The sequence below is a fragment of the Hydrogenibacillus sp. N12 genome (genome assembly GCF_019645935.1).
Classification (GTDB): Bacteria; Bacillota; Bacilli; order Thermicanales; family DSM-22653; genus Hydrogenibacillus; species Hydrogenibacillus schlegelii.
In genome coordinates, this window is the sequence record NZ_CP080953.1 from 1,301,541 (window position 1) to 1,327,571 (window position 26,031).

Consider the following 26,031-nt stretch of genomic DNA (forward strand, 5'->3'; position numbering starts at 1 on the left):
TGGGCGCGGGACCGTCCGGAAGAGCATGAAGGGCCGGCAGACGGGCGGCCTGGAATGGAGATGCGCCGGGGGTCGTTCAATCCGACCGTCAGCGCCTGTCCAGCCGCCGAACGATTCGGTCACCGATCCACTGCAGCACCTGGACGATGGCGATGAGGAGGACGGTCGCGACGAGGAGGATGTCGTTTTTGAAGGAGTTGTAGCCTTCGTTCCAGGCGAGGGCCCCGAGGCCGCCGCCGGCGACGAGGCCGGCCATCGCCGAGTAACTCACGAGGGCGACGGCGGTGACGGTGATGCCGGAGACGATTCCCGGGAGGCTCTCCGGGATGAGCACTTTCCAGATGATGTCGACCGTCCGGGCGCCCATCGCCTGAGCCGCCTCGATGACGCCGCGGCCGACTTCCCGCATCGCGCTTTCGACGAGGCGGGCGAAAAACGGCGCGGCGCCGGCGACGAGGGAGATGATCGCCGCGTTCGTGCCGTAGGAGGTGCCGATGAGGGCCCGGGAGACGGGGATCGTCCAGAGGATGAGGACGATGTACGGCACCGAGCGGAACACGTTGACGACAGCACCGAGGGCTTCGTTCAGCCAGCGCTTCGGCCAGAGATGCCCCGGCGAGGTGATGATGAGAAGCACCCCGAGCGGGATGCCGATGAGGACGCTGAAGAAAAGCGACAGGAGCACCATGTACACCGACTCGATCGTCGCCTGGACGACGATCTCGGGGTGCGCGACGACGTTTTCAAAGTGCACCGCCCGTCACCTCCTCCGACGCCGGTGTGACCGCCTCGACGATGACGCCAGCTTCGGTGAGAAAGGCCCGCGCCGCCATCAGTTCCGCCGGCGTTCCGGTGAGGCGGACGGTCAGGGTGCCGAAGGGGACGTCTTTCAGGCGCTTGATCTCCCCCCGGAGGATGTTCACCTCGACGTCGTGGCTCCGGATGAGCCGGTGGATGATCGGCGCTTCGGCGACCGCGCCGACGAAGACGAGCCGGAGCGCCTCGGTGCGCCGCCCGTCCCCTTCCGCCTGTCCGGAGGCGCCTTTGCCGTCGGAGGGGGTGTCAAAGACCTCGGCGATGAAACGTCGGGCGACGGCTGACTTCGGCCGGCTGAAGACGTCCGGGACCGGCCCGACCTCCTGGATCACGCCCCGGTCGAGGACGGCGACCCGATCGCAAATTTTTTCGATGACGTGCATCTCGTGGGTGATGAGGACGACAGTGATGCCGAAGCGGCGGTTGATCGAAAGGATCAAGTCGAGGATGTCGTCCGTCGTCTTTGGGTCGAGGGCGCTCGTCGCCTCGTCGGACAGGAGGATGTCGGGCTCGTTGGCGAGGGCCCGGGCGATGCCGACTCGCTGTTTTTCCCCGCCGGAAAGCTGCGCCGGATAGGCGTCCCGCCGGTGCCGGAGGCCGACGAGGTCGAGAAGCGCTTCCACCCGATCCTGGGCCCGGTCCTTCGGCCAACCGGCGATCTCGAGGGGAAAGCGGACGTTTTCAAAGACCGTGCGGGACCAGAGCAGGTTGAAATGCTGGAAGATCATGCCGATTTTCATCCGTTTTTTCCGGAGCGCCTCCGAGGAAAGGGTCGCCAGATCGACGCCGTCGACCCACACCCGGCCGCCGGTCGGCCGCTCCAAAAAGTTGATCAGCCGGATGAGGGTGCTCTTCCCGGCGCCGCTTTCGCCGATGACGCCGAAGATCTCGCCGCGGCGGATGGTGAGGTTAATGTTTTTCAGCGCTTCGACGGGCGCGCCGCGGCCTTCGTATACTTTTTGTACATTTTCGAGCCGAATGATCGCCTCATCATCGGGCGGGATCTCCACGGGGGCGGTCGCGGCGAGCATGCCGCCTCCTCCTTCCTAAGCGAAACCTTTCCGGCCGAAACCTTCCTCACGGAGTCCTTCTTCACCGAACCCCGGTTTTGCGCATAAAAAAATCCTTTCCGCCCGGCCGGCGGCCGGCACGGAAAGGAGTCGCCTCCCTTATCTGCCGGTAAGTCACCGCTCAGGCCTTACCGCTGGAATTGGCACCTTGGCACGGACGTGCCGGTTGCCGGGCTTCATCGGGCCAGTCCCTCCGCCGCTCTGGATAAGGGCTTATCCAGATCGATGCGATTGTCCGGAGAAACCGAACGGAAAACTCACTGGAGCGATTGTAGAGCGGTCGGGGTCGATTGTCAAGCGCAAAAATTTCAGGTATCGTCATCGCCGGTCGACGCCCCTTCCGGCGTGAGGAGGCTCCGCTCCCGAAGCCGCCAGTCCTCGAGGCTGCGAAAGTCGTACCCCTGCGCCCGGGCGTCGTCGATGATCCGGCCGAGGGCGTCGGCGTTGTCCTTGGAGACGCTGTGCAGAAGGATGACCGCGCCGGGGTGAAGCTGGCCCATCACCTGCCGGTAGGCGTAATCCGCCCCCCGGACGACGTCCCGTTCCCAATCTTTGTAAGCGACGGACCAGAAGATCGTCTCCATCCCCATCTCCTGTACCGTACGAAGCAGCCGTTCGGAAAACACCCCCCGGGGCGGCCGGAAAAAGACGGTCGTCCGCTGCGGGGTGAGCTCCGCGATGGCGGCGTTCACCCGCTCGATCTCCCGGCGCATCTCGGCCGGGCTCAGGGCGGACATGTCCGGGTGGCTCCACGAATGGTTGCCGACGATGTGCCCTTCGGCGACCATCCGGCGAACGAGCTCCGGCGCCGACCGGAGGTAGTGGCCGGTGACGAAAAACGTCGCCGGCACGTTCTTTTCCTTAAGCACGTCGAGAATGCGAGCCGTCTGACCGTTTTCATAACCGTTGTCAAACGTAAGATACAGCACCTTGCCTCCCTTTTCATCGTAAAAAAGCGCGCCGTACCGCTCGATCAGCGCCTGAAACCCTTCCCGGGCGATCGACGGCGGCCGGCCGTCGCGGCTTTTTTGAAAGCCCCAGTGGTACGCCCTCGTCTCCACCCCGCCGGGCAGGTTCGCCTCCGACGCGGGCCGGTCGACCGATCCGGCGGAACCATCATCCGATGCGACGCCGAGCGCCGCCCGCGCCGCCCAGGCGGCCGACCCGAACGCCGAAGCCGTAAAAACCCCGAGCGCAAGAACGACCCGAAGGCCCAAAAATCGCATGTCCGCCCCTCCCCGCTCCCCGGACGGCGGCCGGGGTTGGTTCTTTTGTAGTATGGCCGGTGAGGGGCGCCGCTATCGACGGCCCGATCTCGCCGCCTGACGAAAACATCTGTTTTTGTCGGGCAAGGTCTGTTACAATGGGGGCAACCGATGGAAAAATCTCCGCGAAAGGGGCGTTCCCGATGTCCGACCTCTCCGACCGCCAGTGGGCGATCCTTCGGGCGATCGCCCGTTCGCTCCGGGAGCGCGGTTACCCGCCGTCGGTGCGGGAGATCGGGAAAGCCGTCGGGCTGTCGTCGACGTCGTCCGTCCACTTTGAACTCAATCGCCTGGTGCAAAAGGGCATGCTGGAAAAAGATCCGGAGCGGCCCCGGGCCCTTCGGCTGAGCGCCGAAGGGATGCGGCTTCTCGGGCCCGAGGGACGGGAGGCCCATGGCGACGTCCGCTACCTCCCTCTCGTCGGCAAGGTGACCGCCGGACGGCCGATCACCGCCGTGGAAAACATCGAGGGCTACCTCCCCTTCCCCGCCGCCCGGACGCCGGATGACGCTTTCCTCCTTCGGGTCGAAGGGGACAGCATGATCCTTGCCGGCATCCACGACGGCGACCTCGTCATCGTCGAAAAGACTCCCCATGCCAACCCCGGCGACATCGTCGTGGCGATGACCGAAGACGGGGAGGCGACGGTGAAGCGCTTTTATCCCGATCCGGCCCGAGGCGTCGTCCGGCTGGCGGCGGAAAATCCGAACTACCCGCCGATGGAGCTGGCGACGGCGACCGTGCTCGGCCGCGTCGTCGGTCTCATCCGCTTTTACGACCGGTAGAGGACCGCACCGCCGGGGCCGGCTTCGCCTGAACGCCGTCCCGTCCGACCGATCGTCGGCCTGATCGCTCGAATCGCCGGCCCGGCGCGTGGGCCGGTCTTGCCCCGGCGAGCGGCATCGGCGCCTTTCCGAACGCTCTACAGGGCGATCCGCCTCGCTTCCGCCAGACGGACGAGGATGCCGATCAGGGCGAGCTTCACGTGGGCGTACATGAGTCCGCCCTGCAGGTAACCGCGGTACGGGGGCCGAAGCGGCGCGTCGGCCGAAAGCTCGATCGATGCTCCCTGGACGAACGTCCCGGCGGCCATGACGACCGGGTCCCGGTATCCGGGCATCGCCCCCGGCGTCGGCCGGACGTATGACTCGACCGGCGAGTGGGCTTGAACCGCCTCCGCAAAGCGGAGGAGCGTCTCCCGGTCGCCGAAGGAGATGGACTGAATGAGGTCCGTGCGGGGAGCTCCGGGCGGCGGATCGACCGGAAAGCCGACCGCCTGCATGACCGCCGCGGTCAGATGCGCCCCCTTGAGCGCCTCGGCGACGACGTGCGGGGCGAGAAAGAGCCCCTGATAAAATTCGAGCCAGCCCCCCGGCGCCGCCCCGACGGCGAGCCCGATCCCCGGGGCGACGAGCCGGGCGGCGATCCGCTCGATCGCCGCCCGGCGGCCGACGATGTATCCGCCGACCCGGACGAGACCGCCGCCGGGGTTTTTGATGAGAGAGCCGGCAAGGACGTCGGCGCCGGCGTGAAGCGGTTCGATCGGTTCGACGAACTCGCCGTAACAGTTGTCGACGACGGCGGTGACGGCGGCGTTTTTCATTTTGGCCGCCCGGATCGCCTCGGCGAGCTCGGCGACAAAAAACGAGCGTCGCTCCTGATACCCTCGTGAACGCTGAAAAAACACGACCGCTGTTCGCTCGTCGATCGCCGCCCGCATCTTGTCGAGGTTGATGCCGCCGTCCGGGTGAAGGGGCACGATCCGGACGTCGATCCCGTAGTCGAGGAGGTTTCCCTGGCCGCGCCCCTCCGGACCGATCACCGGCCGGAGCGTGTCGTAGGGCTCCCCGGTGGCGATGACGAGGTTTTCACCGGGAAGAAGGAGGCCAAAGAGACTGGCGGCGATGGCGTGCGTCCCGGAGAGAAGATGCGGCCGGACGATCGCCGCCTCGCCGCCGAAGACGTCGGCAAAGACCGCCTCCAGCGTCTCCCGGCCGAGGTCGTGATAGCCGTAGCCGGTCGAGCCGGCAAAATGCCCTTCGCCCACCCGATGCCGCCGGAAGGCGTCGAGCACCCGACGGACGTTTTCCAGTTCCACCGCCTCGATCGCCGAAAAGGCGGGCCGAAGCCCCGCCTCTGCCTCGGCGACGATCGCCTCCGCCCGCCTCCGGCGATCTTCATCGTCGGTTCGATCGCTTCGCGTCCAAATGTCGGTCAACGGCGTCCGTCCTTTCCCCGATGGAGCTCATCGAGCTTTTTCGTCCGTCCGGCCGTCCCCACCTACAGGCCGTCCCCGTCGTCGGCGAAGTCGTCCGCCGTCAGCGTCATGAGGGCCTCCCGAGACGTCGTCCCCTGGCGCACCGTCCGGACGGCGTGCCGCCGGATCGCCCGCTCGACGGCGTTTCGGACGAAGCGGGCGTTGGCAAAGGGCACATCCCGCCTGAGCATCGCTCGGGCGATCCGCTCTTCAAGCCTGCGCCGGGCGCCGGCGTCCATGCGATACTCCCGCTCGGCGCACATCGCCTCGGCGATCTTTAACAGCTCTTCCATCCGGTAGTCCGGGAAGACGATCTGAAGCGGGAACCGGGACGGGAGGCCGGGATTGGCCTGAAGGAAGGCGAGCATTTCCCGGTCGTAGCCGGCGAGGATGACGATGAGGTCGTCCCGGTGGTCTTCCATCCCTTTGACGAGGGTGTCGATCGCTTCGCGGCCGAAATCTTTTTCCCCGCCCCGGATGAGGGAGTACGCCTCGTCGATGAACAAAATCCCGCCGACGGCCCGGCGGATGAGTTCCCGCGTCTTCTGGGCCGTATGGCCGATGTACTCGCCGACGAGATCGGCCCGCTCGACTTCAATCAGATGCCCGCGGCTTAAGACCCCGAGCTCCCGGAAAATCCGGCCGAGCAGCCGGGCGACGGTCGTTTTCCCCGTGCCGGGGTTGCCGCGGAAGATCATATGGACCGTCTGGCGCTCGGTCTTGAGCCCGTAGGCCCGGCGACGTTCGTTGACGAGGCGCTGGGCGATGAGCGTGTAGATCAGTTTTTTGACGTCGTCCAGGCCGACGAGGCGTTCCAGCGCCCCGATCGCCTCCCGGAGCGCCTCCCGGTCGGCCACCTTGAGCTCCGGATCGGAGGCAAACCGGCGAAGGTCGTCGGCGATCCCCGCCGGAGCCGTCCGTCGGGGGTGATCGATGACGACCGACATCTGATAGCGCGGCATGCTCTCCCTCCTTCTGGGCGTTTATACCGTATGCGCCGTGCCCAGAGTCGGTGACACTCCGCCGAATTGCCCCCGCCGGCGCTTCATCGCCCAGGCGCATCCCCGTCCTTCGGGCCGTTCGCCGATCGGCGGCAGGGGGCAGTCGTCCGGGAACGCGACCGGCCGGCGCACCCCGGAGCGGAAATCCGTTCGCCGGCCGATCCCGCCGAGCGGCCCGCGACCGAGAGGCCGGCGGACGCCGAAGCGGCCACCGCCCGTCCCCTCGAGGGGGGCGTTCCGGCTCCGGCCTTAAAGTGCCGCCCGGACGATCGCCCGCACGTCGTCGGCATCGAGCGTCATGAAATGGCCGAACGGCCCCCGCCGGGCGAGGGATTTTTCCACGATCGCCTCGACGTCCGCCTCCGTGATGCCGAACTCCCGAAGCCGGGTCGGCGCCCCGAGGCCTTGCCAGAACGCCTCCAGCCGCTCGATCGCCGCCAGGGCGAGATCGTCGACGGACTTCCCGGCCGGATCGATGCCAAACACCCGCGTCGCGAGATTCGCCCACCGTTCCGGCCGCACCCGGTAGACGTGCCGCATCCAGTGCGGGAACAGGATCGCCAGCCCCGCGGCGTGGGGGATATCGAAGAGGGCTGAGACGGCGTGCTCGATGTTGTGCGTCGCCCAGTCGCCCTGGACGCCCATCGACAGCGTCCCGTTGAGCGCTACCGTCCCGGCGAGGAGGATCGTCTCCCTGAGCGCGAGGTCGTCGAGCCGCTCGACGAGCTTCGGCGCCGCCTCGACGATCGCCTGGAGGAGCCCTTCCGCCAGCCGGTCCGTCACCGGCGTGTTCTCCACGGTGTGGAAATACTGCTCGAAGATGTGGGACATCATATCGACGATGCCGTAGACCGTCTGGTCTTTCGGCACCGTGAGGGTGTACGCCGGATCGAGGAACGACGCCCGGGGATAGACGAGCTCCGACGACCAGCCGTACTTTTCCTTCGTCGCCTCGTTCGTGAGCACCGAGTTTTTGTTCATCTCAGAGCCGGTCGCGGCGAGGGTCAGCACCGCATAGACGGGAAGCGCCGCCTCCGGCGTCGCCCGGCCGAGGACGACGTCCCAGATGTCCGCCTCGCCCACCGCGGCGACCGCCACGCCTTTGGCCGCGTCGAGGACGCTCCCGCCGCCGACGGCGACGACCGCCTCGACCCTCGCTTCCCGGGCGATCGCCGCCGCCCGGCGGACGGTGCCGACGCGGGGGTTCGGTTCGACGCCGGAGACCTCAACCCATTCGACGCCGGCCTGCTTCAGCACCCAGGTGACGTCCTCGTAGGCGCCGTTTCGTTTGATGCTTCCACCGCCGTAGAGGAAAAGCACCCGCCGGATGCCGCCGAGGAACTCCGGCAGCCGCTCCACCGCCCCCCGGCCGAAGATGAGGCGCGTCGGATTATAAAACTGAAATGATTGCATGGATCTACCCTCCTTTTTTCATGCGACTTCGGTCTCGGATGTTCTCGCCGAACCCGCTCTCCTTCTCCGGTCCCTTTTGGGCTTCCCGATCCGAAGTTCCGGATCGCTCCGCAGGCCGTCATCGATCTTCCGGCCAGCGGATCCACCGGGCGAAGTACCCCTGCTCAATCAAGGCCTTGATCAGAATGACGACGACCGGTGCAACGAAGATGCCGACGGCGCCGAAGAGCGACATCGAAACGATGATCGCCGCCAGCATGGTGAAGGGCGACACCCCGAGGGACTCGCCGACGATCCTCGGCTCGACGATCTGCCGCACGACCACGACGACGGCATAGAGAACCGTCACCCAAAGCGCCGTGCGAAAATCGCCGACGATGAGATGGTAGCCGATCCACGGCAGAAAAAGGGACGAAATGCCGAGGATCGGCACGAAATCCGCGATGCCGGAAAGGAGGGCGACGAAAAAGGCGTTCGGCATCCTAAGGAGGATCATGCCGGCAAAGATGATCATCGCCGTGATGGAGACGATCTTAAGCTGCGCCTTCACGTAGCGGCCGAGGCCGGAGAGGACGTTTTCCTGCAGGAAGCGAACGGCCCGCCGGAGCGTCCCCGGCGCCCGGGTGTGGAACGCTTCGCGAAAGCGATCATACTCCAAGCTGAAAAAAAAGGCAATGATCACGGCAAGCCCCCAGTTGATCACCCACTGGGTGACGCGGAACGGCACGCCCTTCACCAGGTTGAAGAGCATGAGGACGCCGTCTTTAAGCCAGGCGTTGATCGTGTCGACCGCCTGCGTGAGATACCGCTGCACCTCCTCGATCGCTTCCGGCGGGACCCGATCGAGTCGAGCCTGCAGGTGGGCTGTCTGCTGTTCAAATTGCCGTTGCAAGTAACGCATATATTCAGGTAAATTTTGCGCCAATGAATTGAGCTCGTTGACGAGGATGACCGCGCCGAGGGTCACGAGGCCGAACAAGATGAGCAAAAATCCGAGCATCACAATCGTCGTCGCCACCGCTCGGTGCACCCGGCGGCGGGCGAGCGCTTCGACGAACGGGTGGATGAGGACGTAGAGGAAAAGCCCGTAGACGATCGGCTTCGCCACCCGGAAGATCAGGCTCGCCAGGAGCATCAGGACATACCCCGTGAAGACGATCACGGCGATGTCGAAGATCGTTCGGGCATATTTCCGGTAATATTCGAACACGCCGGGTTCACCTGCCGGTTTTTAGCATACCACGAAACGAGGCGGAGCAAAAGGGAAGCGGGCCGAAGAAAAGACGAAGCCTTCGAGGCCCGAAGGCTTCGTCCCGCGCTGCCGGTTGGATTCCTAAGGCCCCCGGCGGTTACCGGTCCAGGAGGTTCCCCAGACCGGCGTCGGCGGCCGCATCCGGCCGGAGGGCGTCCGCCGCGGATGTCGATCCGGCGGCCTTCGCCCCGGCCTTTTCCCGGAGCGTCGGCGTCGCCCGGGCCGCCATCTCCTCGGCGATCTCTGCGAGCTCGTTGGCGCCGGTGCCTAAGGCCCGGCTGGCCCGGGCAAGCATCTGACGGCCCTGCTGAACGGCGCCCCCCGCCACCTGGCCGAACTGCTGCGAAAGCGCCCCGGCGACGAGCCCCAGCCCGGCACCGAGCAAAAACGCGCCCCAGCCTCGTTCCGCCATGTTGCTCCCTCCTTCCCGGCGCACCCGTAGTGTGTACCGGGGAAAAGGGCCGTATGTAGTCCCCTTCGCTGACAAAATGTATAATGAAAGAAACGGAAGCGAGGAGGCCTCCCATGCGCCGCCCCGACCGCTCCGGGTCCGGCATCGGCCGGCCGAACATCCGCCCCCTCCCCTTCCGGCACCCCGCTCCATCGACCTTCCGCCCGCTTTTTCGCCGCTCGGGGGGTGCCGCCCTCATCGCCCTCCTGCTCCTCCTCGCCGCTGGCTGCGCCCGGTCCGCCGTCGGGCCGGCCGCCCCCTCCCCTTATGAAGCGTTGGACCGCGCACCGGCGAGGGAAAACAGGCCGGCCGACGCCGGGGGAGAAGTCCCGGCGCCGCCGGTCGCGGAAGTCCCGGCCGATCGTCCCGGGATGCCGGACGATCCTGCCGGTGCGCCGGATCCTTCACCGCACGAAACCGTCATCCACCCACTCGGCGGCGCCGGCGCCGACGCTCCGGGGGCGATCCTCCCGGCTTCCCCGCCGGCGCCGGTGGCCGAGCCCGGCCCGCCTTCCGGGGGCGAGGCCGGCGAAGCTTACTTCGTCGACCCGAAGTCGTTCACGCTGAAAGCGGACGGCGCCCGCTCCGGCGCCTCCTCGGAAGTCCAAGCCCCTCGAGCGCCGGCGGAGCGCGTCGTCCTCATCACCGTCGACGACGCGCCGCGGGGCGAGAGCACCGAGGCGCTGCTCGGCCTTTTCGATCGCTACCACGTCCGGGCGATCTGGTTTTTAAACGGCATTTACGCCGAAACGCACCCCGCGCTCGTGCGGGAGATCGTCCGGCGAGGGCACCTCCTCGGCAACCACACCTGGTCCCACAAAAACCTGGCCTCCCTTACCCCGGCCGAGATCGAACGGGAGGTCATCGGCCTGAACGACTGGATCGAAAAAACCGCCGGCGTGCGGCCCGCCTACTTCCGGCCGCCGTACGGCGTCATGCCGACGAAGGATCGGGCGAAAGCCGAAGCGATCCGGAAGATCCTCGCCCGGGAAGGCATGCAGATGATGAACTGGTCCCTCGGCTCTCGAGACTGGGAATTCAGCCGTCCGGACGACATCGTCCGGACGGTGGTCGACCATGCCTTTTCCGGCGCCGTCATCCTCTTTCACGACAAAAAAACGACCGCCGAAGCGATGGCGCCCATCCTCGAACGATTGAGCGGCGCCGGTTACCGCTTCCCGGCGCCGAGCGGCCCCCGGCCCTGACGCCGGGGTCCGCTCGCTTCGGCCGCCCGGCTACGGGCGGCGGCGAAGGCGGCCGCCGGACGTGCGGAGCGGCGGGCCGAGGCGCTTTTCGAAACGAAGGCCGCTCAGGCCGCCGACGGCGACGGCGCCCCAGACCGCCGCCGGCGCCAAGGGACGATAGGCCAGCCAGAGCCAGAGCGCCGTCCCGGCCGCGAGGAGAACGAGGAACCCCCCCGCCCCCTTCGGCCCTCCCCGGCCGGCGCCGGTCGCCCACCGTCGCCGAACCCCTCCGGCCAGAAGGAGCGCACCGCCGAGCGAAAGCCCCCGGCCGACCGCATATCCGGCGTAGGCGCCGATGCCGAACACGAGGAGAAGCCCGAGCGGGCGATAGAGGCTCCAGCTCACCCAGTCGGCCAACGACCCGCCGGCGACCGCCGCCGCCCGGTAGAGTTCCCCCTCGGCAACCGGCACGAAGAGAAAGGCAAGCCCGAGATGCGCCGCCGCCCCGAGGGCGGCCCGGGCGTCCGATCGGTCTCGCATCCGACTCCCCCGGAGGGAACCTATTCGGACGCCGGCCGCCTTAGACGCGCCGGGTTCGTCCCGACCCGATCGACGTGGGGGCGGCTCGATCCGGCGCCGCCTTCGGCCCTACGGCGATTCGGCTTTCGGACGCTCCTCCATCGGGGGAGCGTCCGGCAGAAGGAGCGTCTGGCCGGCGATGATCGTGTTGTCCTTGAGGCCGTTCGCCTCCCGGATCCAGGCGATCGCCGCTTTCGTCCCGTACGTCCGCATCGCGATGCGGTAGAGCGTATCCCCCGGCCGGACGACGTACCGGCGGCCGGCCGGCGCCCGGTCGGTCCGATCCTTCCCGTCCGGTCCGCGCGGCGGTTCATCGGTTCTGCCGCCGGCGCCGGCGGTCGCGCCGATTGCGGCGGCCTCCGAACGATCCGGCGGGGCGGCGGGGCCGGCCGCCGGCGGCGAAGGCGCTTCGGACACCGGAGAGGGGGAAGGCGCCGTGGCCGCCGGCGGCGGCGAGAGGGCGCCGGCCGCACCCTTTCGGTCCGGCAAAGCGCCGCGGTCCGGAAGGGCACCCTCCGGAGTCTCCCGGAGCGCCCCCGGGAGCCACGGACGCCCGACGGTGGCGAGGATGAGACCGACGGCGAGGACGAAGCTGGCCCCGACGATGCGAAGGAGCGACGGCCGATCCAGCCACCGCCGGCGGCCCGTCGTCTCTTCCGTCCGCCTCCCCGACGTCGCAGGCCGGGTCCGATCCCGCGGGAACGTTCTCCATGAAAAGAGCGACGGCTTTTTCGGCCGCGTCCTGAGCGGAAGAGGCGGCCGAGTCTCGCCCGCGCCGATCTCCATCCGGCCGGCTTCCTGCCCTCCGTTCTCCGGCGCCCTTTCCTGCGGTGCCCCGGGCGCATCGGCGGCCGCGTCGCCCTGCTCGAGGGATCGCTTGATCTCCCGCCAGTCGCGCATCGCCTCATCCTCTCCTCGCCGGCGCTTCGGCGGGCGCTTTTTTGCTCCGGCGTTTTCTGGTATAATGGATCCGTCTTACAGAACGGCGCCCATTCTGCACGCAAGGAGGCCCACCCGATGAGCGAAGGCCGCATCGTCGACGTCTTAGTCGAAATCCCGACCGGAAGCGCGAACAAGTACGAGTACGACAAAGAAAAAGGCCGCTTCGTTCTCGACCGCGTCCTCTATTCGCCGATGTTCTATCCGGCGGACTACGGGTTTATCGAAGGGACGCTGGCGGAAGACGGAGATCCGCTGGACGCCCTTGTCCTCACGACGTACCCGACGTTTTCCGGCTGTATCATCCCGGCCCGGGTCGTCGGTGCCCTGCTCATGCGGGATGACAAGGGCCAGGACGAAAAGCTGATCGCCGTCCCGGCGGTCGATCCGCGCTTTGCCGAAATCCGCACGATCGACGATCTCCCGGCCCACAAGCGAAAGGAGATCGCCCACTTCTTCCAGGTGTACAAAGACCTGGAAAACAAAAAGACGGAAATTCAGGGCTGGATCGGCCCGGACGAGGCGGAACGCCTCCTCGAAGCAGCCGTCGCCCGCTACCGGGAGCAGGCGAAGGTCGGCATCTGAGCGGCCTTCACGCGGCATCCGGCGCGACGAAAAAAGCGGTTCCCCGGGGAACCGCTTTTTTCGTCGGCACAGGTTCGGCCCTTCGTCCGGCGCCGGGCCGATCCCCGTTCCGTCACCCCCCGGTTCGTCGCGCGGCGTCAGCCGAGGACGATCTTCAGGATCATCGCCAGAAGGCCAAGGCCGAAGAAGAAGCCGAACGCCACCAGAAAGCCGACGATCGCGTCGTACAGGTCGTTTTCCTCCCGCACCCGGGGCGCTTTGCCCGCGTTTTCCCTCATCGGCCGTTCCCTCCCTTCGGCAGGGCCATTATACCAAAAAATCGGAAGCGAAACCACGTCGGCCTGGGCCGATCTGGCGGCGACGGGCGGGACGGCCGCTTTGCGGCGCCCGGGCCAACGGGCGCCTTCCGGGTCCTTCGAACGGCCGTCACTCGTCGCCCCCCTTCGGCGCTGGCGGCACGGTCGCCCGCGGCAGATCGATGACAAACGTCGTGCCGCGGCCGACGGCGCTTTCGACGGCGATCGTCCCGCCGTGGGCCTCGACGAGGCGCTTGACGATCGCGAGCCCAAGCCCCGTTCCGCCCTTCCCGCGGGTGCGAGATTTGTCCCCCTTGTAGAAGCGCTCGAAGACGAACGGGAGGTCTTCCGGCGAGATCCCCTCCCCGGTGTCCCGGACCGAAAGGCGCAGCCCTGAGGCGAGCCGCTCGGCGGTGATGCGGATCTCGCCCCCCGGCGGCGTGTACCGGAGGGCGTTGTCGATCAGATTGATGAAGATCTGCTCCATCCGGTCCCGGTCGAGCCAGAAGCGCCCCGGCGCCCGGTTGTCGACGACGAAGGCCACGTCCCGCTCGGTTAACATCGCCTGGTACCGCCGCCGGAGCCGGTCGAACAGCGGCTCGAGGGCGATCTCCTCGATGTCGAGGGCAAAATTCCCCGTCTCGATGCGGGTATAGTCGAGGAGATCGTTCACCAGCCGTCCCATCCGGAGAATCTCCTCGTAGATGATGTTGACGAGCTCCCGAAGTTCCTCCGGCGAGGTGTACAGGCCGTCGAGGATCGCCTCCGTGTACCCCTGGAGCATGGCAAGCGGGGTCTTGAGCTCGTGGGAGACATTGGCGATGAAATCCTGCCGGAGCTGATCGAGCTGCCGCTGCCGGGTGATGTCCCGGAGGACGCCGACGGCGCCGAGCGTCTCGTCGTCGTCGAGAAGGGGTGCGGTGACGGCGACGAGATGGACGCCGCCGGCTTCCAAAAGCGCCTCTTCGCCTTTCCTCTGCTCGATCGTCCGGCGGAACAGGGCCGCCAGCGGCTCCGGCAGCCGGTCCCGTTCCCCGAACGCCCGCTCGAGAAGCCGCCGGGCGTGGGGGTTGGCCAGGCGGATCTGAAGCGCCCGGTCGACGGAGAGCACCCCTTCGCCGAGGCTCACGAGGATCCGCTCCCGCTCATCCGTCTGCCGCTTGAGGGCGGTGAGCGTCTCTTCGAGCTTGCGGGCCATGTGGTTGAACGACCGGGCCAGCGAGCCGATCTCGTCCTGAAAGTCGTAGTCCAGCCGGAGGCTGTAGTTCCCTTCGGCGATGTGGTTCGCCGCCCGGATCATGTCCCGGAGCGGCAGTGTGATCCGCCGGGTGAGAAAGAGGGCGAACACCGTCGTCGCCAAAAGCGCAAAGACGATGGCAAAAAAGATCAGCCGATCGATGCTTCCGACCGCTTTCCGGACCGGCGCCGTCGACTCGTAGAGAAGAACGACGTTTGTGCCGCTCTCGGCGAGAAAGCCGGCGGCGACGACGATGAACGCTTCATCAAACGTCCCGCCGTCCCGCACCACCGGGTACCGGCCCTGAAAGGCGACCCGCTCGCCGCGCCACGCCGGCTGAAACCGGGGATCCTCCAGCATCGACCGCACCGGTTCTCGCGCCCGTCCGACCTCCTCCGGCCGGATGAGGACGAGCGTTCGGTTTTCGTTCGCCACGAGGGCGGTGGCGACGGCAAGGGCGTCGCCCCGGGACGACGAGGCGGCGAGCACCCGAACGACGGCGTCGGCAATCCCGCCGAGGTCGCGCGTCTCGCGGGTGTAAAAATAATTTTGAAAGAGCTGTGCGAGGAGCATCCCGAGCGTCACCAGGGCGATCGTGCCGACGGCGACGATCGTCAACCACAGCTTCCCGACGACGCTTCGGGTGATCACGCCTGGGGCACCTCAAGCTTGTAGCCGACGCCCCAGACGGTGACGATCATGCGGGCCGCTTCGGGGGAGGCTTCCTTGAGCTTCTCCCGAAGGCGTTTGATGTGGGTGTCGACCGTCCGGAGGTCGCCGAAGTAGTCGTACTGCCAGACGTCTTTTAAGAGTTGCTCCCGGGTGAACACCCGGTCCGGCGACTGGGCGAGGTAGTAGAGGAGGTCGTACTCTTTCGGCCGAAGCTGCACTTCCTTGCCGTCGACGACGACCCGGTGGGCGGTGTGATCGATCGTGATGTGCGGCAGGATGATTTTTTCTTTTTGCTGCATCGATTCGAGATACGCCGTCGCCGACGCCCGTTTTAGAATCGCCCGGACCCGCATGACGACCTCCCGCGGGCTGAACGGCTTCGTCACGTAGTCGTCGGCGCCGGCCTCAAAACCTTTGATCCGGCTCGATTCGTCGCCCTTCGCGGTGATCATGATGATCGGCGTCGCCTTCTTGTCCCGGAGGCGCTCGGCCACCTCGATGCCGTCCATCCCCGGCAGCATGAGATCGAGGAGGATGACGTCATAGTCGTGCTCGAGCGCCATCCGGAGGGCGTCGACGCCGTTGTCCGCCTCGTCGATATCGTACGGTTCCTGCATAAAATACATTTTCAGCAGTCTCCGGATGCGCTCTTCGTCGTCGACGATGAGGAGGCGGTACCGCTTTTCGTTCACGGACAAACTCCTTTCACCGGGCCCCGAGGCCTGTTGAGCCCCGGGATCCTTTTTTTTCCTATATCCAGGTTGGCTCGGACCCCGTCCCGGTTTTCGGGCTTCCTTCCGCCTCAGGCGTACGAATGCAGCCCGACGAGGACGAGGTTGATGACGACGAGGTTCGTCATGACGATGACGAAGCCGAGCACCGCCAGCCAGGCGGACTTTTTCCCGTGCCAGCCGACCGAAAGGCGAAGGTGGAGATAGGCGGCGTAAAAGAGCCAGGTGATGAACGCCCACGTCTCCTTCGGGTCCCATCCCCACGGCCGGCCCCACGCCTCGGCGGCCCAGATCATGGCGAAGACGAGGGCGCCCAGGGTGAAGATCGGAAAACCGATGGCGATCGCCCGGTAGCTGATCTCATCGACGAGGTCGAGGTCGAGGTCGGCCCCCTGAAGCCACGCCTGGATCCGCTTCCCGAGCCGCTCCCGGGCCGCGAGGCGAAGGAGGCCGTAGAGGACGGTGCCGCCGAGGAGCGAGAGGACGAACGTGTTGAACTTCCGTCCGGCGTTGACCCCCCGCATCCACGCCGGCGTTTCGAAAAGCGGCTCCAGGCCGCCCGGCGTCACCTTTTCCGCCCCGTGGGGCTTGATGAGGGCCGGAAGCGTGTAGACGGTCGTTTCCTTCATGCCGGTGTCCGGCGCGACCCGCTCGAAGACGACTTCATGGCCGGCGGCCCGGAAGGCAAACGTCATGACGATAAAGGCGACAAGGGAAAGGATCGCCCAGAGCACGGTTTCGACGAGCGCCGTCTCGAGGCTCCGGCGGTCCTGCCGGACGGCGACGAGGAGATACATGAGGCCGGCGGCAAAGCCGACGGCAAACGCTCCTTCCCCGAGGGCGGCGACCGTCACGTGAATGTAGAGCCAGTAGCTCTGAAGCGCCGGGATGAGAGGCGTCGCCTGGGTCGAAAAGACGGAGGCGTACGCGATGAGGACGACCGCCACCGGAACGGTAAAGAGGCCGAGAAGGGCGATCGGATACAGCCGGTAGACGACGAGAAAGGCGAGCACGACCGAGAAGGCGAGAAAACTCATGAACTCAAACATGTTGCTCGTCGGCGCGTGCCCGCTTCCGATCCACCGGAGGACGACGAAGGCGAGCTGAAACAGCCAGCCGACCAGGACGACGAGATACCCCCGCTCGCCGAACCGCCGGGCGTGCACGAGGGGGCCGCCGGCGCCCCGCATCATCCGTCCGGTAATCGAGAAAAAGTAGAGGACCGTCCCGACGACGTAGAGCGCGAAGGCCACCAGGAGCGCGGCGCTCGCCATTTGAAGCATCGATGTCATCGCGTCTTCCTCCTTTGCTCGATCGCCGCCTCGTCGAGCGGAAGGCCCGCTTCCCGAAAGAGGCCGACGAGTTCTTTTTTGAGGCCGAACCAGTTTTTATTCGTATGGGCGGCGACCAGGAGCGTCCCTCCTTCCCGCCGGATCCAGATCCGCCGGTGCTGGAAGTAAAAGCCCATAAACAGCCCCAAAACGACGATCGCCGAGGCGGCGTAGACGGCCGGAAGCCCCCGGTCGATCCGGACCGAAAGGCCGGAGCGGTTCCGAAGGTCGAAGCCGGCGAGCTTGTACTTGAAGCGCTTGTCGGGGAGGATCGTGTCGCTGTCGACGCCGGCGATGACCCAGTTCTTCTCCCCGGCTTCGACGCCGGGGCCCGTGATCTCGAGGATGAACGCCGGCCGGTTCGGCCGGGGCGATTCGGAGTACGGCTCGCCCTTTTCGTTGATGCGTAGGTCCGGATAGTATTCGAGGACGTGCACCCGGTAGCCGCCGCCGGCGTCGACGACCTCCGGCGGGTCATAGAGGCTCAGGTGGATCTGTCCGACGCTCGCGTTTTTCTGTTTGTCCCAGACGTCGAGGACGAGGCCGTAGAGCTCCCCGACCTGCTCCCCCGACTGGTAGAGGTAAAGCCCCTCGTATTCGAACGGGTGGTTCACCCGCGTCGTGCCCCGGGCGACCTCGACCAGGCGGTCGCCGTCTTTCCGGTAGAGCACCAGATGCGTCGCGTACTCCTTGACGATGCCCGGCCGAAACGCCTTCGGGTCGGGAAAATCGGCTTCGGTGTAAAACGTGACGTCAAACCGCTCGTTTTTCACGTAATACGGCGTCCCGGGGACGGCCCGCGTCTCGCCGTCCCAGACCCAGACGTAGTCGTCGAGGTAAAAGCCCGGGATGACCCGAAGCATGAAGGCGAGAATGAGGAGGATGAGGCCGACGTGGTTCACGTACGGCCCCCAGCGGCTGATGCGGCCTTTTTCCGCCAGGAGCGTCCCCTTGCCTTCGGTGAGTTGAAAGCGGCGCCGGGCAAAAGCCACCCGAAGGCGATCGACGGCGTCTTCCGGCGCCTCCACCGCGGCGAAAAGCCGCTGGCGGCGGAAGAAGCCGGGGTCGGTCGGTAAGCGCTTTTTTTTGAGCGCTTTATAAAGCGGCACCGCCCGGTCGATGCTGCAGACGACCAGAGAGATGCCGATCATGAGGAGAAGCGCGATGAACCACCAGGAGTAATACAGGTTGTGAAACCCGAGACGGTAGTAAATCTCGCCGATGAGGCCGTACGTCTGCGGGTAGAAAATCTCCGGCGGCAGCGACGATTGCTTGAACTGCTCTTGCGGCAGGATCGTCCCGATGATCGAGGCGATGAGGGCGATGACGATCATCCAGACGGCGACTTTGACCGAAGCGAAAAAGCGCCACAGGTGATCGACGATCGTCCGCGGCTTTTGCTGGGAACGGCGGGCCGCCCCCTCGTAGCGCATGTTGAGCAGTCCGTCGTCATCGTCGAGCGGCCGGCCGCACGCTTCGCAAATGAGCGTTCCGGGCGGGTTGACGTGCCCGCAGGGGCACTTCACCCCGTCCAGTCCGCGCCGCTCCGTCAACGCGATCCCCTCGCTTGTGACATTGAGTTGCATGCGATCGCTTGTGACATTGAGTTTCATCCAAATGTCGGCGTCTGTTCATATTTTAACATACCCCACGCGGCAGCGGGATCGATCGGCGGGGCGGGATGTGACGAAACGTTGAACGGTCCGGGCGACACGGTGAACTCGGCAAACTTCCTTGAGCGGTGCCGGGCGGCGTTTCCCCGCTTCACGCCCCCTTGGCCGGCTCAGCCGTCCATCTCCGGAAGGCCGACGAGGCGTCGGAGCCGGCGGACTTCTGCCGGTTCGAGATGCCGCCACCGCCCAGGCGCCAGTCCCGCCAGCGTGAGAAAGGCGAAGCGGACGCGGATGAGGTGAACGACCGGGTGGCCGAGGGCGTCCAGCATGCGGCGGACGATGTGCCGCCGCCCTTCGGTGAGGACGAGGCGCACCTTCCGCTCGCCGAGGCGGACGGCCCGGAGGGCCCGGGCCGGGCCGTCGTCGAGCGAGACGCCGGTGACGAGGCGATCCCCAATGTCCGGCGGCAGGGGCGTCCGGGTCGTGGCGATGTATTCTTTTTCCACCCCGTAGCGGGGATGCAGGAGGCGGACCGTGAGATCCCCGTCGTTCGTCATGAGGAGCGCCCCTTCGGTCATAAAATCGAGCCGGCCGACGGGGTAGATCCGTTCCCGGACGTCCCGAACGAGGTCCCGGACCGTCGGTCGCCCGCCCGGATCGTAGAGCGTCGTCATCGTCCGGGGCGGCTTGTACAAAAGGACGTAGCGACGGGGCGAAAATTGAATTTGCCGCCCGTCGACCTCGATCACGTCCCGTTTCGGATCGGCCCGCATGCCGAGGACGGCAACGGCGCCGTTGACCCGGACGCGGCCGGCGGCAATCCATGCTTCCGCCTTGCGCCGGGACGTGAGGCCGGCGGCGGCCAGGATTTTTTGCAGCTTCTGTTCCACGGGCGTTCCCTCCAACGCCTTCATCATACGGCATTTTTCCCCGCCGGCCAACCGATCCATAAAAAAAACCGGTCCTCGGGACGCCGGATCGCGCCGAGCGGCACCCGCGGCCGACGGCCGAGGACCGGCGCGTCTTCCCTTTCGACCGGTGGACGACTAACGACCGCACGCCGGGCGGGCGCCCCGGCTACGGCGCCGGCCCGAAAAACAGGCGATGCACCCAGAGCGCCGCCGCGAGCCCGGTCAGATCGGCGATCAGGCCGACCCACAGGGCGTAGCGAAAACGCCGGATGCCGGCGGCGCCGAAGTAGACGGCGAGAATGTAAAGGGTCGTGTCGGTCGATCCCTGCATGATCGAGGCGAGGCGGCCGAGCCACGAGTCGGGTCCATGGTCGGCGAAGAGCTTGAGCATCACCGCCGACGAGGCGGCGCCGGACAGCGGCCTGAGGAAGGCGAGGGGCACGACCTCAGGCGGCACGCCGACGGCGGAAAAAAACGGGGCACCGGCCTGGATCAGCGCCAGGAGCAGGCCGGACGCCTGAAGCATGTGCACGGCGACGAGCATGCCGATGAGGTGCGGCACGATGTCGACGGTCGTCACGAGCCCTTCCCGGGCGCCGTCGATGAACGTCTCGTAGATCGGAAGGCGCCGGATCAAGCCGACGGCGAGGACGGCGGCGATCAGCGCCGGGATGAGCCCTTCGGACAGGTGGAGGAGCGCCTCGAACACCCGTCACCCCTCCCCGTCCGGGCCGTCCCCGGCCCGGCGCTGAAACAGGCGGTCGACGAGGAGGGCGACGACGGTCCCGACGGTCGATGCAATGAGCGCAGGCACGATGATCTCCGCCGGCTGGGCGCTTCCGTACGCCGCCCGGTAACCGATGACCGTCGACGGGACGAGGGTGATCGACGCGGTGTTCAAGGCGAGGAGCGTGATCATCGGCCGGCTCGCCGTCCCCGGCCGGGGATTCAGCTTGGCGAGCTCCTTCATCGCCTTGATGCCCATCGGCGTCGCGGCATTCCCGAGGCCGAAGAAATTGGCGCTCAGGTTCGAAAGAATGAATCCCTCCGCCGGGTGACCTTTGGGCACATCGGGAAAAAGGAGCCGGATGAGCGGAGAAAGGAGACGGGCCAGGCCCCGGAGAAGCCCCACCGCCTCGGCGATCTTCAGAATGCCGAGCCAGAAGGTCATGAAGGCGAGGAGGATGAGCGCCACCTGCACCGCCTGTTTGGCGCCGTCGAAGACGGCGGCGCTCACCGGCCCGACACGGCCGGTAAGAAGCGCGAACAGGACGCTGGCGACGATCATCCCGCCCCAGATCCGGTGCACCATGCGCTTTCCCCCTCTCTCCCGTAAAACGGCGCCGCGATCCGGCGTAGAAACAGGCGCGTCGGATCCGCCGGGCCCCCCTTCGTCGACGGAAGCCGGTCGGCGCCGCTTTCCGTCGGGGGCGAGGCGACGGAAGCGGCGTCTTTCGGCGCCGAACCGGACGGGGGCGCCGGGAGCCGGACGGCGGCGCTTTCGTCCCGCTTGGCCCCGGCGGCTTCCGAACGGGCGATTCGCTCGAGGGGAATGCGGGCGATCTCTTCCCCGTTCAGCCAGATCACGAGGACGGCGCCCGCCGACGCCGGCCCGCGGTCGACCGTCTCGATCGCTGAAGTCACCCGGGGAAGCTCTTCCGTCCGCAAGGGATAGACGAACCGGCGGCGGGGGTAGAGGACCGCCGCTTTCCCGTCGGCTTTCAGAAAAAACGGCATCTCCGGATGAACGAGTTCCACCTGCTGGAATGCCGTAAAGCCGTAATCGAGAAGCCGCATCGCGTCGTTCCAATCGTCGCCGTCGTTCAAGACGACGGCGGCGAGCGTCCGGCCGGCCCGCGTCGCCGAAGCGGCGAGCGACCGGCCGGACGCCTGGGTGTAGCCGGTTTTGATGCCGTCGGCCCCGGGGTAGAGGCGAAGGAGTTTGTTCTTGTTGATCCAGAGCCGGTCCCACTCGGCGTCGGGAAGCGGTGCCGTCCAGCGGACGGTGGAGACGATTTCGCGGAAGATCGGGTTTTTCAGCGCATAGGCCGAAAGGACGGCAAGATCGTGGGCCGAGCTGTAATGCTCCGGCGCATCGAGGCCGTGCGGGTTTTCAAAGTGCGTCTCCTGGAGGCCGAGCCAGGCGGCTTTTTCGTTCATGAGGGCGACGAACCCTTCCACCGAGCCGCCGATGTGCTCGGCGATCGCCACGGCGGCGTCGTTCCCTGACCGGAGCATGAGGCCGTAGAGGAGGTCCCGGAGCGTCATCCGCTCCCCCTGCCGGAGGTAGATCGACGACCCTTCAACGCCGACGGCCCGGGGGGAGACGGTGACGACGTCGTCCAACCGGCCGAGCTCAATGGCCAGGATGGCCGTCATGATCTTCGTCAGGCTCGCGATCTTCCGCCGTTCATGGGCATTTTTTTCATAAAGGAGGCGGCCGCTTTCGACGTCGATGAGGGCGGCCGAAGCGGCGGACACCGCCGGCGGTCGGGCGGCCGAAGCGGACGCCTCGGCGGACGGGGCTTCGGCCGGCCGTCCTCCGGCCGATGCGCCGGGCCCCCCGTCGTCGCCGTCAGCCGGCCGTTCTCCGGCCGTTTCACCGGGTCCTCCGTCGTCACCCCCGTCGGCCGGCTTTTTACCGGTCAGGCCACCGGACGCCTCACGGCCGCCGGCGGCCGAAAATCCCCGTGCCGGGACGGGGTCCAACCGGGTCTCGGCGTGCCCCGTCTCCCCGGCCGCCGCTTTCTCTCCCGTCTTCGTCACCGCCGCCCAAGCGGCCGGCAGTCGAGGGGCGGCCGCCGGCAAGCCGTCCGGTGCGGACGGGCCGACCGCGAAGACGCCGCCCCACCCGAGGACGGCGACCCCACCGACGGCGAGGAGGCGCCGGAGCGTCCTGTACCGATGTTTCGGCATCCTCCGCTCAGCTCCTCGTCCCAGGCTGGTACCACTGTATGCCCGGACGGGCCGGATATGACGCCGGCGGCTAATCCTCCGGGAGCGGCGGCAGATCGTCGAGCGAGCTCAAGCCAAATTGCTGCAAAAACCGGACGGTCGTTCCGTAGACGATCGGCCGGCCGGCGGCCTCGAGCCGGCCCCGTTCTTCGATCAGCCCTTTTTCGAGCAGGGTCCGGATCGCCTGCTCGCTCCGGACGCCCCGGATTTCGTCGATCTCCGCCCGGGTGATCGGCTGGCGATAGGCGATGATCGCCAGCGTCTCGAGGGCGGAGGGGGAAAGCGTCCCGGCTTTCCGGCCGATCGCAAGCCGGAGGAGGTACCGTTCGAGCTCCGGCCGCGTCGCGAGGAGATAGACCGATCCGCTTCGGACGAGGGTAAGCCCCCGCCCCGGTCGGGCGTACAATTCCTCAAGCCGCCGCAGGACCCCCTCGACCGTTCGTCGGGAAACGCCCAGCGCTTCTCCGAGGCGCTCGACGGTCAGCCCTTCGTCGCCGGCGACAAAGAGAAGCGCTTCGGCGGCGGCAAGAAGTTCGTCCAGGGGTTCCTCCGGTCGAGAAAGATCCGGCCGCTGGGGCTCCTCCATGGATCGTCCGCTCCTTCGTGAAGCGCTCACCGCTTGGTTCGGTCAACGGCATCCGCATTCGGACAGGGGCATCCGCGTCCGGTCCGTCCGCGCCTCGTCTCAAGACGTCAGCACGACGCATCCGCGGCCGTTTTGCGTGTTCCGACATCCAGATGAGAAGAGGGTTCGTCGATTCTCGAAAGGTCATCCATCCGCCGAAGACGAGCGACCGCCCGGGGCGGAGGCTCCGGCTCCGTCGTCCGACGGCGGTTCCGGGACGAGGAGCGGCGGTGCAAATGGCCGCTCCTGCAGCACGCGGAGGCGCTGCTCCCGGACGAGCTCCAGGACGGCGAGGAAAAGGGCGATCGCCCGATCCCGGGGGTTCTCATCGACCGGACCCGACCGGACGAGTTCCCAGAACGAAACCGGTTCCGTTCGCCCGGCCAGGGCGCGGACGACCGCCTCCCGGGCAGCCTCGACCGTCAGGCGTTCCCGGACGACGACCGCCACCGTCGCCGCCGCCTCCCGCCTTCGGATCGCCGTCTGATAGGCAATGACGAGGGCCAGGATCGAGACGTCGAGGGGAAGCTCGCCGGGCCGGTCGTAGGGCGCAAGATCGGCCGGCGGCCGGGTGTAGAGGGCGCCGGCGTTCTCCCGCTCCCGAAGACGCTCCGCCGCCGCTTTAAATCGCCGGTACTCGATCAGGCGCCGGATGAGCTCGGCCCGGGGATCGAGGGCTTCTTCCCACAGGCGCAGCGTCTCTTCGGCCGGGTCTTCCTTTCGGGGAAGAAGCGCCCGGCTCTTTAAGGCGAGGAGCGTCGCCGCCATGACGAGAAATTCGCTGGCCGGCTCGAGCTTTTTTTCCTCTTGCATCTCGGCCAGATACGCGAGATAATCATCGGTGATTCGGGCGATTTCGATATTCGTGATGTCCATCTCCGCCCGCCGGATGAGATGCAAGAGGAGATCCAGCGGGCCTTCGAAGGCGTCGAGTTTGACGGTGTAGGCCATGCCTCTCCTTACCGCGGGACGCCGAAGGCGGGATAGGTTCATCTTAGCATATCGGACGCCCGCGAGCATCGGCAAAGCGGTCGCACCGGAATCCGAACGAGGACGAAGCCGATGGGGAAAAACAGTGCTGGGAAGGGGACGGCGTTGGCGCTCGCGACGTTTGCCGGCGGTTGCTTCTGGTGTCTCGTGCATCCGTTCGATGAACTCCCCGGTGTCGAGCGGGTCGTCTCCGGTTACACCGGCGGGCACGTCCCGCACCCGACGTACGAACAGGTCTCGAGCGGAACCACCGGCCATTACGAAGCCGTCCGGATCACCTACGACCCGGCCCGGATCGCCTATCGGACGCTCCTCGAGCGGTTTTTCCGGCTGATCGACCCGACGGACGACGGGGGGCAGATTGCCGACCGGGGCCCGCAGTATCGGACGGCGGTGTTTTACCACGACGCCGAACAAAAAGAAGCGGCGGAAGCCTACATCCGCGAGCTCGAAGCAAGCGGCCGTTTTCGCCGCCCGATCTTCACCCGGGTGCTTCCTGCCGGCCCGTTTTACCCCGCCGAAGCGGAACATCAAGATTTTTACAAAAAAGCGCCGCTCCGCTACCTCCTATACCGCGCCGGTTCCGGCCGGGACGCTTTCATCCGATCGGCGTGGAAGGCGCCGGAGCGGGAGGCTTTAAAAGAACGGCTTTCGCCTCTTCAGTACGCCGTGACCCAGGAGGAGGCGACGGAGCCGCCCTTTCAAAATCCGTACTGGAACAACCGCCGGGAAGGCATCTACGTCGACGTCGTCTCCGGAGAACCGCTCTTTTCGACGAAAGACCAGTACGACGCCGGCTGCGGCTGGCCGAGCTTCACCCGGCCGCTCGAGCCGGCAAACGTCATCGAGCTCGTCGACACGAGCCACGGGATGCTCCGCATCGAAGTCCGGAGCTTCCGGGGCCATTCCCACCTCGGCCACGTCTTCGACGACGGGCCGCCGGCCTCCGGCGGCCGGCGCTACTGCATCAACTCCGCCGCCCTCCGGTTCATCCCGAAGGAAGATCTGGAAAAAGAAGGATACGGCCAGTACAAGGCGCTCTTCGAAGAATCGTGAGCGGATAGGCTCACTCCCCCGTGAAGCGGGGCTTTCTTTTTTCGGCAAACGCCTCGAGCGCTTCCCGCCGGTCGCGGGTCGGGATGAGCGTCTCGTACGCCTTCGTCTCGAGGGCGAGACCCGACTCGAGATCGACCTCCAGCCCGCGGTCGATGGCGAATTTGGCCGCCCGAACCGCCAAGGGGGCATTGTCGGCGATCGCCGCGGCCAACGCCCGGGCGGCGGACAGCGGATCGTCCGCCACGCCGGTCAAAATCCCGAGGCGGAGCGCCTCTTCGGCGGTGATGCGCCGGGCGGTAAAGATGAGTTCTTTGGCCCGCATCGGCCCGACGAGGCGGGCGAGGCGCTGCGTTCCGCCGGCGCCCGGGATGATGCCGAGGGACGTCTCCGTAAGCCCCATCACCGTCCCCGGCGCGGCAAAGCGAAAGTCGCAGGCCAGCGCCAGCTCAAACCCGCCGCCGAAGGCGTAGCCGTGAAGAACGGCGATCGTCGGCTGCGGCAGGCGGGCGACGGCGTGAAAGACCCGCTGGATCGTCTCGACGTTGCGGCGCACTTCGGCCTCCGTCAGCGTCCGGCGCTCTTTGAGATCGGCGCCGACGGAAAACGCCCGGCCTTCACCGCGGAACAGGACGACGTGGATCTCCGACCGTCGGCCGAGCTCGGCCGCGATGTCACCGAGGCGAAGAAGCGTGGCGTAATCGAAAGCGTTCAACGCTTCCGGCCGATCGAGAACGACGACGGCCAAAGGTCCCTCGGACTCTAAGCGCACCGTCACGGGAAGATTCCCCTTTTCTTTTTTTAA

General features: G+C 66.8%; 26 protein-coding genes and 1 riboswitch. Of the genes, 4 read left to right on the plus strand and 22 right to left on the minus strand.

Annotated features, from left to right (window positions below; translation table 11 throughout):
* Positions 1 to 88 precede the first annotated feature (88 nt).
* The 3 genes from K2M58_RS06075 to pdaA all read right to left on the minus strand — a co-directional run bounded on the left by K2M58_RS06075 (position 89) and on the right by pdaA (position 3,112).
* Positions 89 to 688: a methionine ABC transporter permease gene (locus tag K2M58_RS06075; RefSeq protein ID WP_082718525.1), complete on the minus strand. Its 600-nt coding sequence runs from the start codon at positions 686 to 688 to the stop codon at positions 89 to 91.
* 55 nt (positions 689 to 743) lie between these two features.
* On the minus strand, positions 744 to 1,847 hold the full coding sequence (locus K2M58_RS06080) for a methionine ABC transporter ATP-binding protein (RefSeq protein WP_220678704.1): 1,104 nt from the start codon (positions 1,845 to 1,847) through the stop codon (positions 744 to 746).
* 135 nt (positions 1,848 to 1,982) lie between these two features.
* Positions 1,983 to 2,098: riboswitch (SAM riboswitch) on the minus strand.
* A 96-nt stretch (positions 2,099 to 2,194) separates the two neighbouring features.
* The gene (pdaA, locus tag K2M58_RS06085) at positions 2,195 to 3,112 is read right to left on the minus strand and encodes a delta-lactam-biosynthetic de-N-acetylase (RefSeq protein WP_220678705.1); all 918 of its coding nucleotides are present in this window, start codon (positions 3,110 to 3,112) and stop codon (positions 2,195 to 2,197) included.
* A gap of 182 nt (positions 3,113 to 3,294) precedes the next feature.
* Between pdaA and lexA the strand changes: the two genes are divergently transcribed.
* Positions 3,295 to 3,936: a transcriptional repressor LexA gene (gene lexA, locus K2M58_RS06090; RefSeq protein ID WP_220678706.1), complete on the plus strand. Its 642-nt coding sequence runs from the start codon at positions 3,295 to 3,297 to the stop codon at positions 3,934 to 3,936.
* Positions 3,937 to 4,073: 137 nt separating this feature from the next.
* On the opposite strand, the gene K2M58_RS06095 is transcribed toward lexA, so the two are convergent.
* The 5 genes from K2M58_RS06095 to K2M58_RS06115 all read right to left on the minus strand — a co-directional run bounded on the left by K2M58_RS06095 (position 4,074) and on the right by K2M58_RS06115 (position 9,486).
* A complete protein-coding gene (locus tag K2M58_RS06095) occupies positions 4,074 to 5,369 on the minus strand; it encodes a methionine gamma-lyase family protein (protein WP_252393556.1) in 1,296 nt (431 codons plus the stop codon).
* A 62-nt stretch (positions 5,370 to 5,431) separates the two neighbouring features.
* Positions 5,432 to 6,370 (minus strand): AAA family ATPase, encoded by a 939-nt coding sequence (locus K2M58_RS06100; protein ID WP_252393557.1) that lies wholly within the window; start codon positions 6,368 to 6,370, stop codon positions 5,432 to 5,434.
* Positions 6,371 to 6,658: 288 nt separating this feature from the next.
* Positions 6,659 to 7,822, minus strand: coding sequence for an iron-containing alcohol dehydrogenase (locus tag K2M58_RS06105; RefSeq protein WP_220678707.1), 1,164 nt, complete (start codon positions 7,820 to 7,822; stop codon positions 6,659 to 6,661).
* A gap of 118 nt (positions 7,823 to 7,940) precedes the next feature.
* Positions 7,941 to 9,032, minus strand: coding sequence for a sporulation integral membrane protein YtvI (ytvI, locus tag K2M58_RS06110; protein ID WP_220678708.1), 1,092 nt, complete (start codon positions 9,030 to 9,032; stop codon positions 7,941 to 7,943).
* A 139-nt stretch (positions 9,033 to 9,171) separates the two neighbouring features.
* A complete protein-coding gene (locus K2M58_RS06115) occupies positions 9,172 to 9,486 on the minus strand; it encodes a hypothetical protein (RefSeq protein WP_220678709.1) in 315 nt (104 codons plus the stop codon).
* 113 nt (positions 9,487 to 9,599) lie between these two features.
* On the opposite strand from K2M58_RS06115, the gene K2M58_RS06120 reads away from it, so the two are divergent.
* A complete protein-coding gene (locus K2M58_RS06120) occupies positions 9,600 to 10,730 on the plus strand; it encodes a polysaccharide deacetylase family protein (protein WP_220678710.1) in 1,131 nt (376 codons plus the stop codon).
* Between the two features lie 30 nt (positions 10,731 to 10,760).
* Here K2M58_RS06120 and K2M58_RS06125 read toward each other — a convergent pair whose 3' ends face one another.
* Both K2M58_RS06125 and K2M58_RS06130 read right to left on the minus strand, forming a co-directional pair.
* Positions 10,761 to 11,249, minus strand: coding sequence for a hypothetical protein (locus K2M58_RS06125; RefSeq protein ID WP_220678711.1), 489 nt, complete (start codon positions 11,247 to 11,249; stop codon positions 10,761 to 10,763).
* A gap of 108 nt (positions 11,250 to 11,357) precedes the next feature.
* The gene (locus tag K2M58_RS06130; RefSeq protein WP_220678712.1) at positions 11,358 to 12,188 is read right to left on the minus strand and encodes a LysM peptidoglycan-binding domain-containing protein; all 831 of its coding nucleotides are present in this window, start codon (positions 12,186 to 12,188) and stop codon (positions 11,358 to 11,360) included.
* Positions 12,189 to 12,305: 117 nt separating this feature from the next.
* Here K2M58_RS06130 and K2M58_RS06135 point away from each other — a divergent pair, with 117 nt between their 5' ends.
* On the plus strand, positions 12,306 to 12,812 hold the full coding sequence (locus tag K2M58_RS06135; protein ID WP_220678713.1) for an inorganic diphosphatase: 507 nt from the start codon (positions 12,306 to 12,308) through the stop codon (positions 12,810 to 12,812).
* Positions 12,813 to 12,949: 137 nt separating this feature from the next.
* Here K2M58_RS06135 and K2M58_RS06140 read toward each other — a convergent pair whose 3' ends face one another.
* From K2M58_RS06140 to K2M58_RS06190, 11 genes are all read right to left on the minus strand, one after another.
* Entirely contained in the window at positions 12,950 to 13,090 is a 141-nt protein-coding gene (locus tag K2M58_RS06140; protein WP_220678714.1) for a YqzM family protein, read from the minus strand.
* A 148-nt stretch (positions 13,091 to 13,238) separates the two neighbouring features.
* Positions 13,239 to 14,996, minus strand: coding sequence for a sensor histidine kinase (locus K2M58_RS06145; protein WP_220678715.1), 1,758 nt, complete (start codon positions 14,994 to 14,996; stop codon positions 13,239 to 13,241).
* Positions 14,993 to 15,709 carry a response regulator transcription factor gene (locus K2M58_RS06150; protein ID WP_066198213.1) on the minus strand — a complete coding sequence of 239 codons (717 nt, stop codon included), beginning with the start codon at positions 15,707 to 15,709 and terminating at the stop codon, positions 14,993 to 14,995. Before K2M58_RS06150 ends, K2M58_RS06145 begins: the two co-directional genes overlap by 4 nt.
* A gap of 110 nt (positions 15,710 to 15,819) precedes the next feature.
* Positions 15,820 to 17,031, minus strand: a complete 1,212-nt coding sequence (ccsA, locus tag K2M58_RS06155) for a cytochrome c biogenesis protein CcsA (RefSeq protein WP_220678825.1) — start codon at positions 17,029 to 17,031, stop codon at positions 15,820 to 15,822.
* A 5-nt stretch (positions 17,032 to 17,036) separates the two neighbouring features.
* The gene (locus tag K2M58_RS06160; protein WP_220678716.1) at positions 17,037 to 18,632 is read right to left on the minus strand and encodes a cytochrome c biogenesis protein ResB; all 1,596 of its coding nucleotides are present in this window, start codon (positions 18,630 to 18,632) and stop codon (positions 17,037 to 17,039) included.
* A gap of 230 nt (positions 18,633 to 18,862) precedes the next feature.
* Positions 18,863 to 19,609, minus strand: a complete 747-nt coding sequence (locus K2M58_RS06165) for a pseudouridine synthase (RefSeq protein WP_252393558.1) — start codon at positions 19,607 to 19,609, stop codon at positions 18,863 to 18,865.
* A 160-nt stretch (positions 19,610 to 19,769) separates the two neighbouring features.
* The gene (locus K2M58_RS06170) at positions 19,770 to 20,312 is read right to left on the minus strand and encodes a spore maturation protein (protein WP_220678717.1); all 543 of its coding nucleotides are present in this window, start codon (positions 20,310 to 20,312) and stop codon (positions 19,770 to 19,772) included.
* A 3-nt stretch (positions 20,313 to 20,315) separates the two neighbouring features.
* Positions 20,316 to 20,915, minus strand: coding sequence for a nucleoside recognition domain-containing protein (locus K2M58_RS06175; RefSeq protein WP_220678718.1), 600 nt, complete (start codon positions 20,913 to 20,915; stop codon positions 20,316 to 20,318).
* The gene (locus tag K2M58_RS06180) at positions 20,888 to 22,519 is read right to left on the minus strand and encodes a D-alanyl-D-alanine carboxypeptidase family protein (RefSeq protein WP_220678719.1); all 1,632 of its coding nucleotides are present in this window, start codon (positions 22,517 to 22,519) and stop codon (positions 20,888 to 20,890) included. Before K2M58_RS06180 ends, K2M58_RS06175 begins: the two co-directional genes overlap by 28 nt.
* 70 nt (positions 22,520 to 22,589) lie before the next feature.
* Positions 22,590 to 23,144: an SMC-Scp complex subunit ScpB gene (gene scpB / locus K2M58_RS06185; RefSeq protein WP_220678720.1), complete on the minus strand. Its 555-nt coding sequence runs from the start codon at positions 23,142 to 23,144 to the stop codon at positions 22,590 to 22,592.
* Between the two features lie 183 nt (positions 23,145 to 23,327).
* Entirely contained in the window at positions 23,328 to 24,134 is an 807-nt protein-coding gene (locus K2M58_RS06190) for a segregation and condensation protein A (protein WP_220678721.1), read from the minus strand.
* 111 nt (positions 24,135 to 24,245) lie between these two features.
* On the opposite strand from K2M58_RS06190, the gene msrB reads away from it, so the two are divergent.
* Entirely contained in the window at positions 24,246 to 25,229 is a 984-nt protein-coding gene (msrB, locus tag K2M58_RS06195; protein ID WP_220678722.1) for a peptide-methionine (R)-S-oxide reductase MsrB, read from the plus strand.
* 10 nt (positions 25,230 to 25,239) lie between these two features.
* Here the strand turns inward: msrB and K2M58_RS06200 are convergent, their stop codons facing one another.
* On the minus strand, positions 25,240 to 26,004 hold the full coding sequence (locus K2M58_RS06200) for an enoyl-CoA hydratase-related protein (RefSeq protein WP_220678723.1): 765 nt from the start codon (positions 26,002 to 26,004) through the stop codon (positions 25,240 to 25,242).
* Between the last annotated feature and the right edge of the window lie 27 nt (positions 26,005 to 26,031).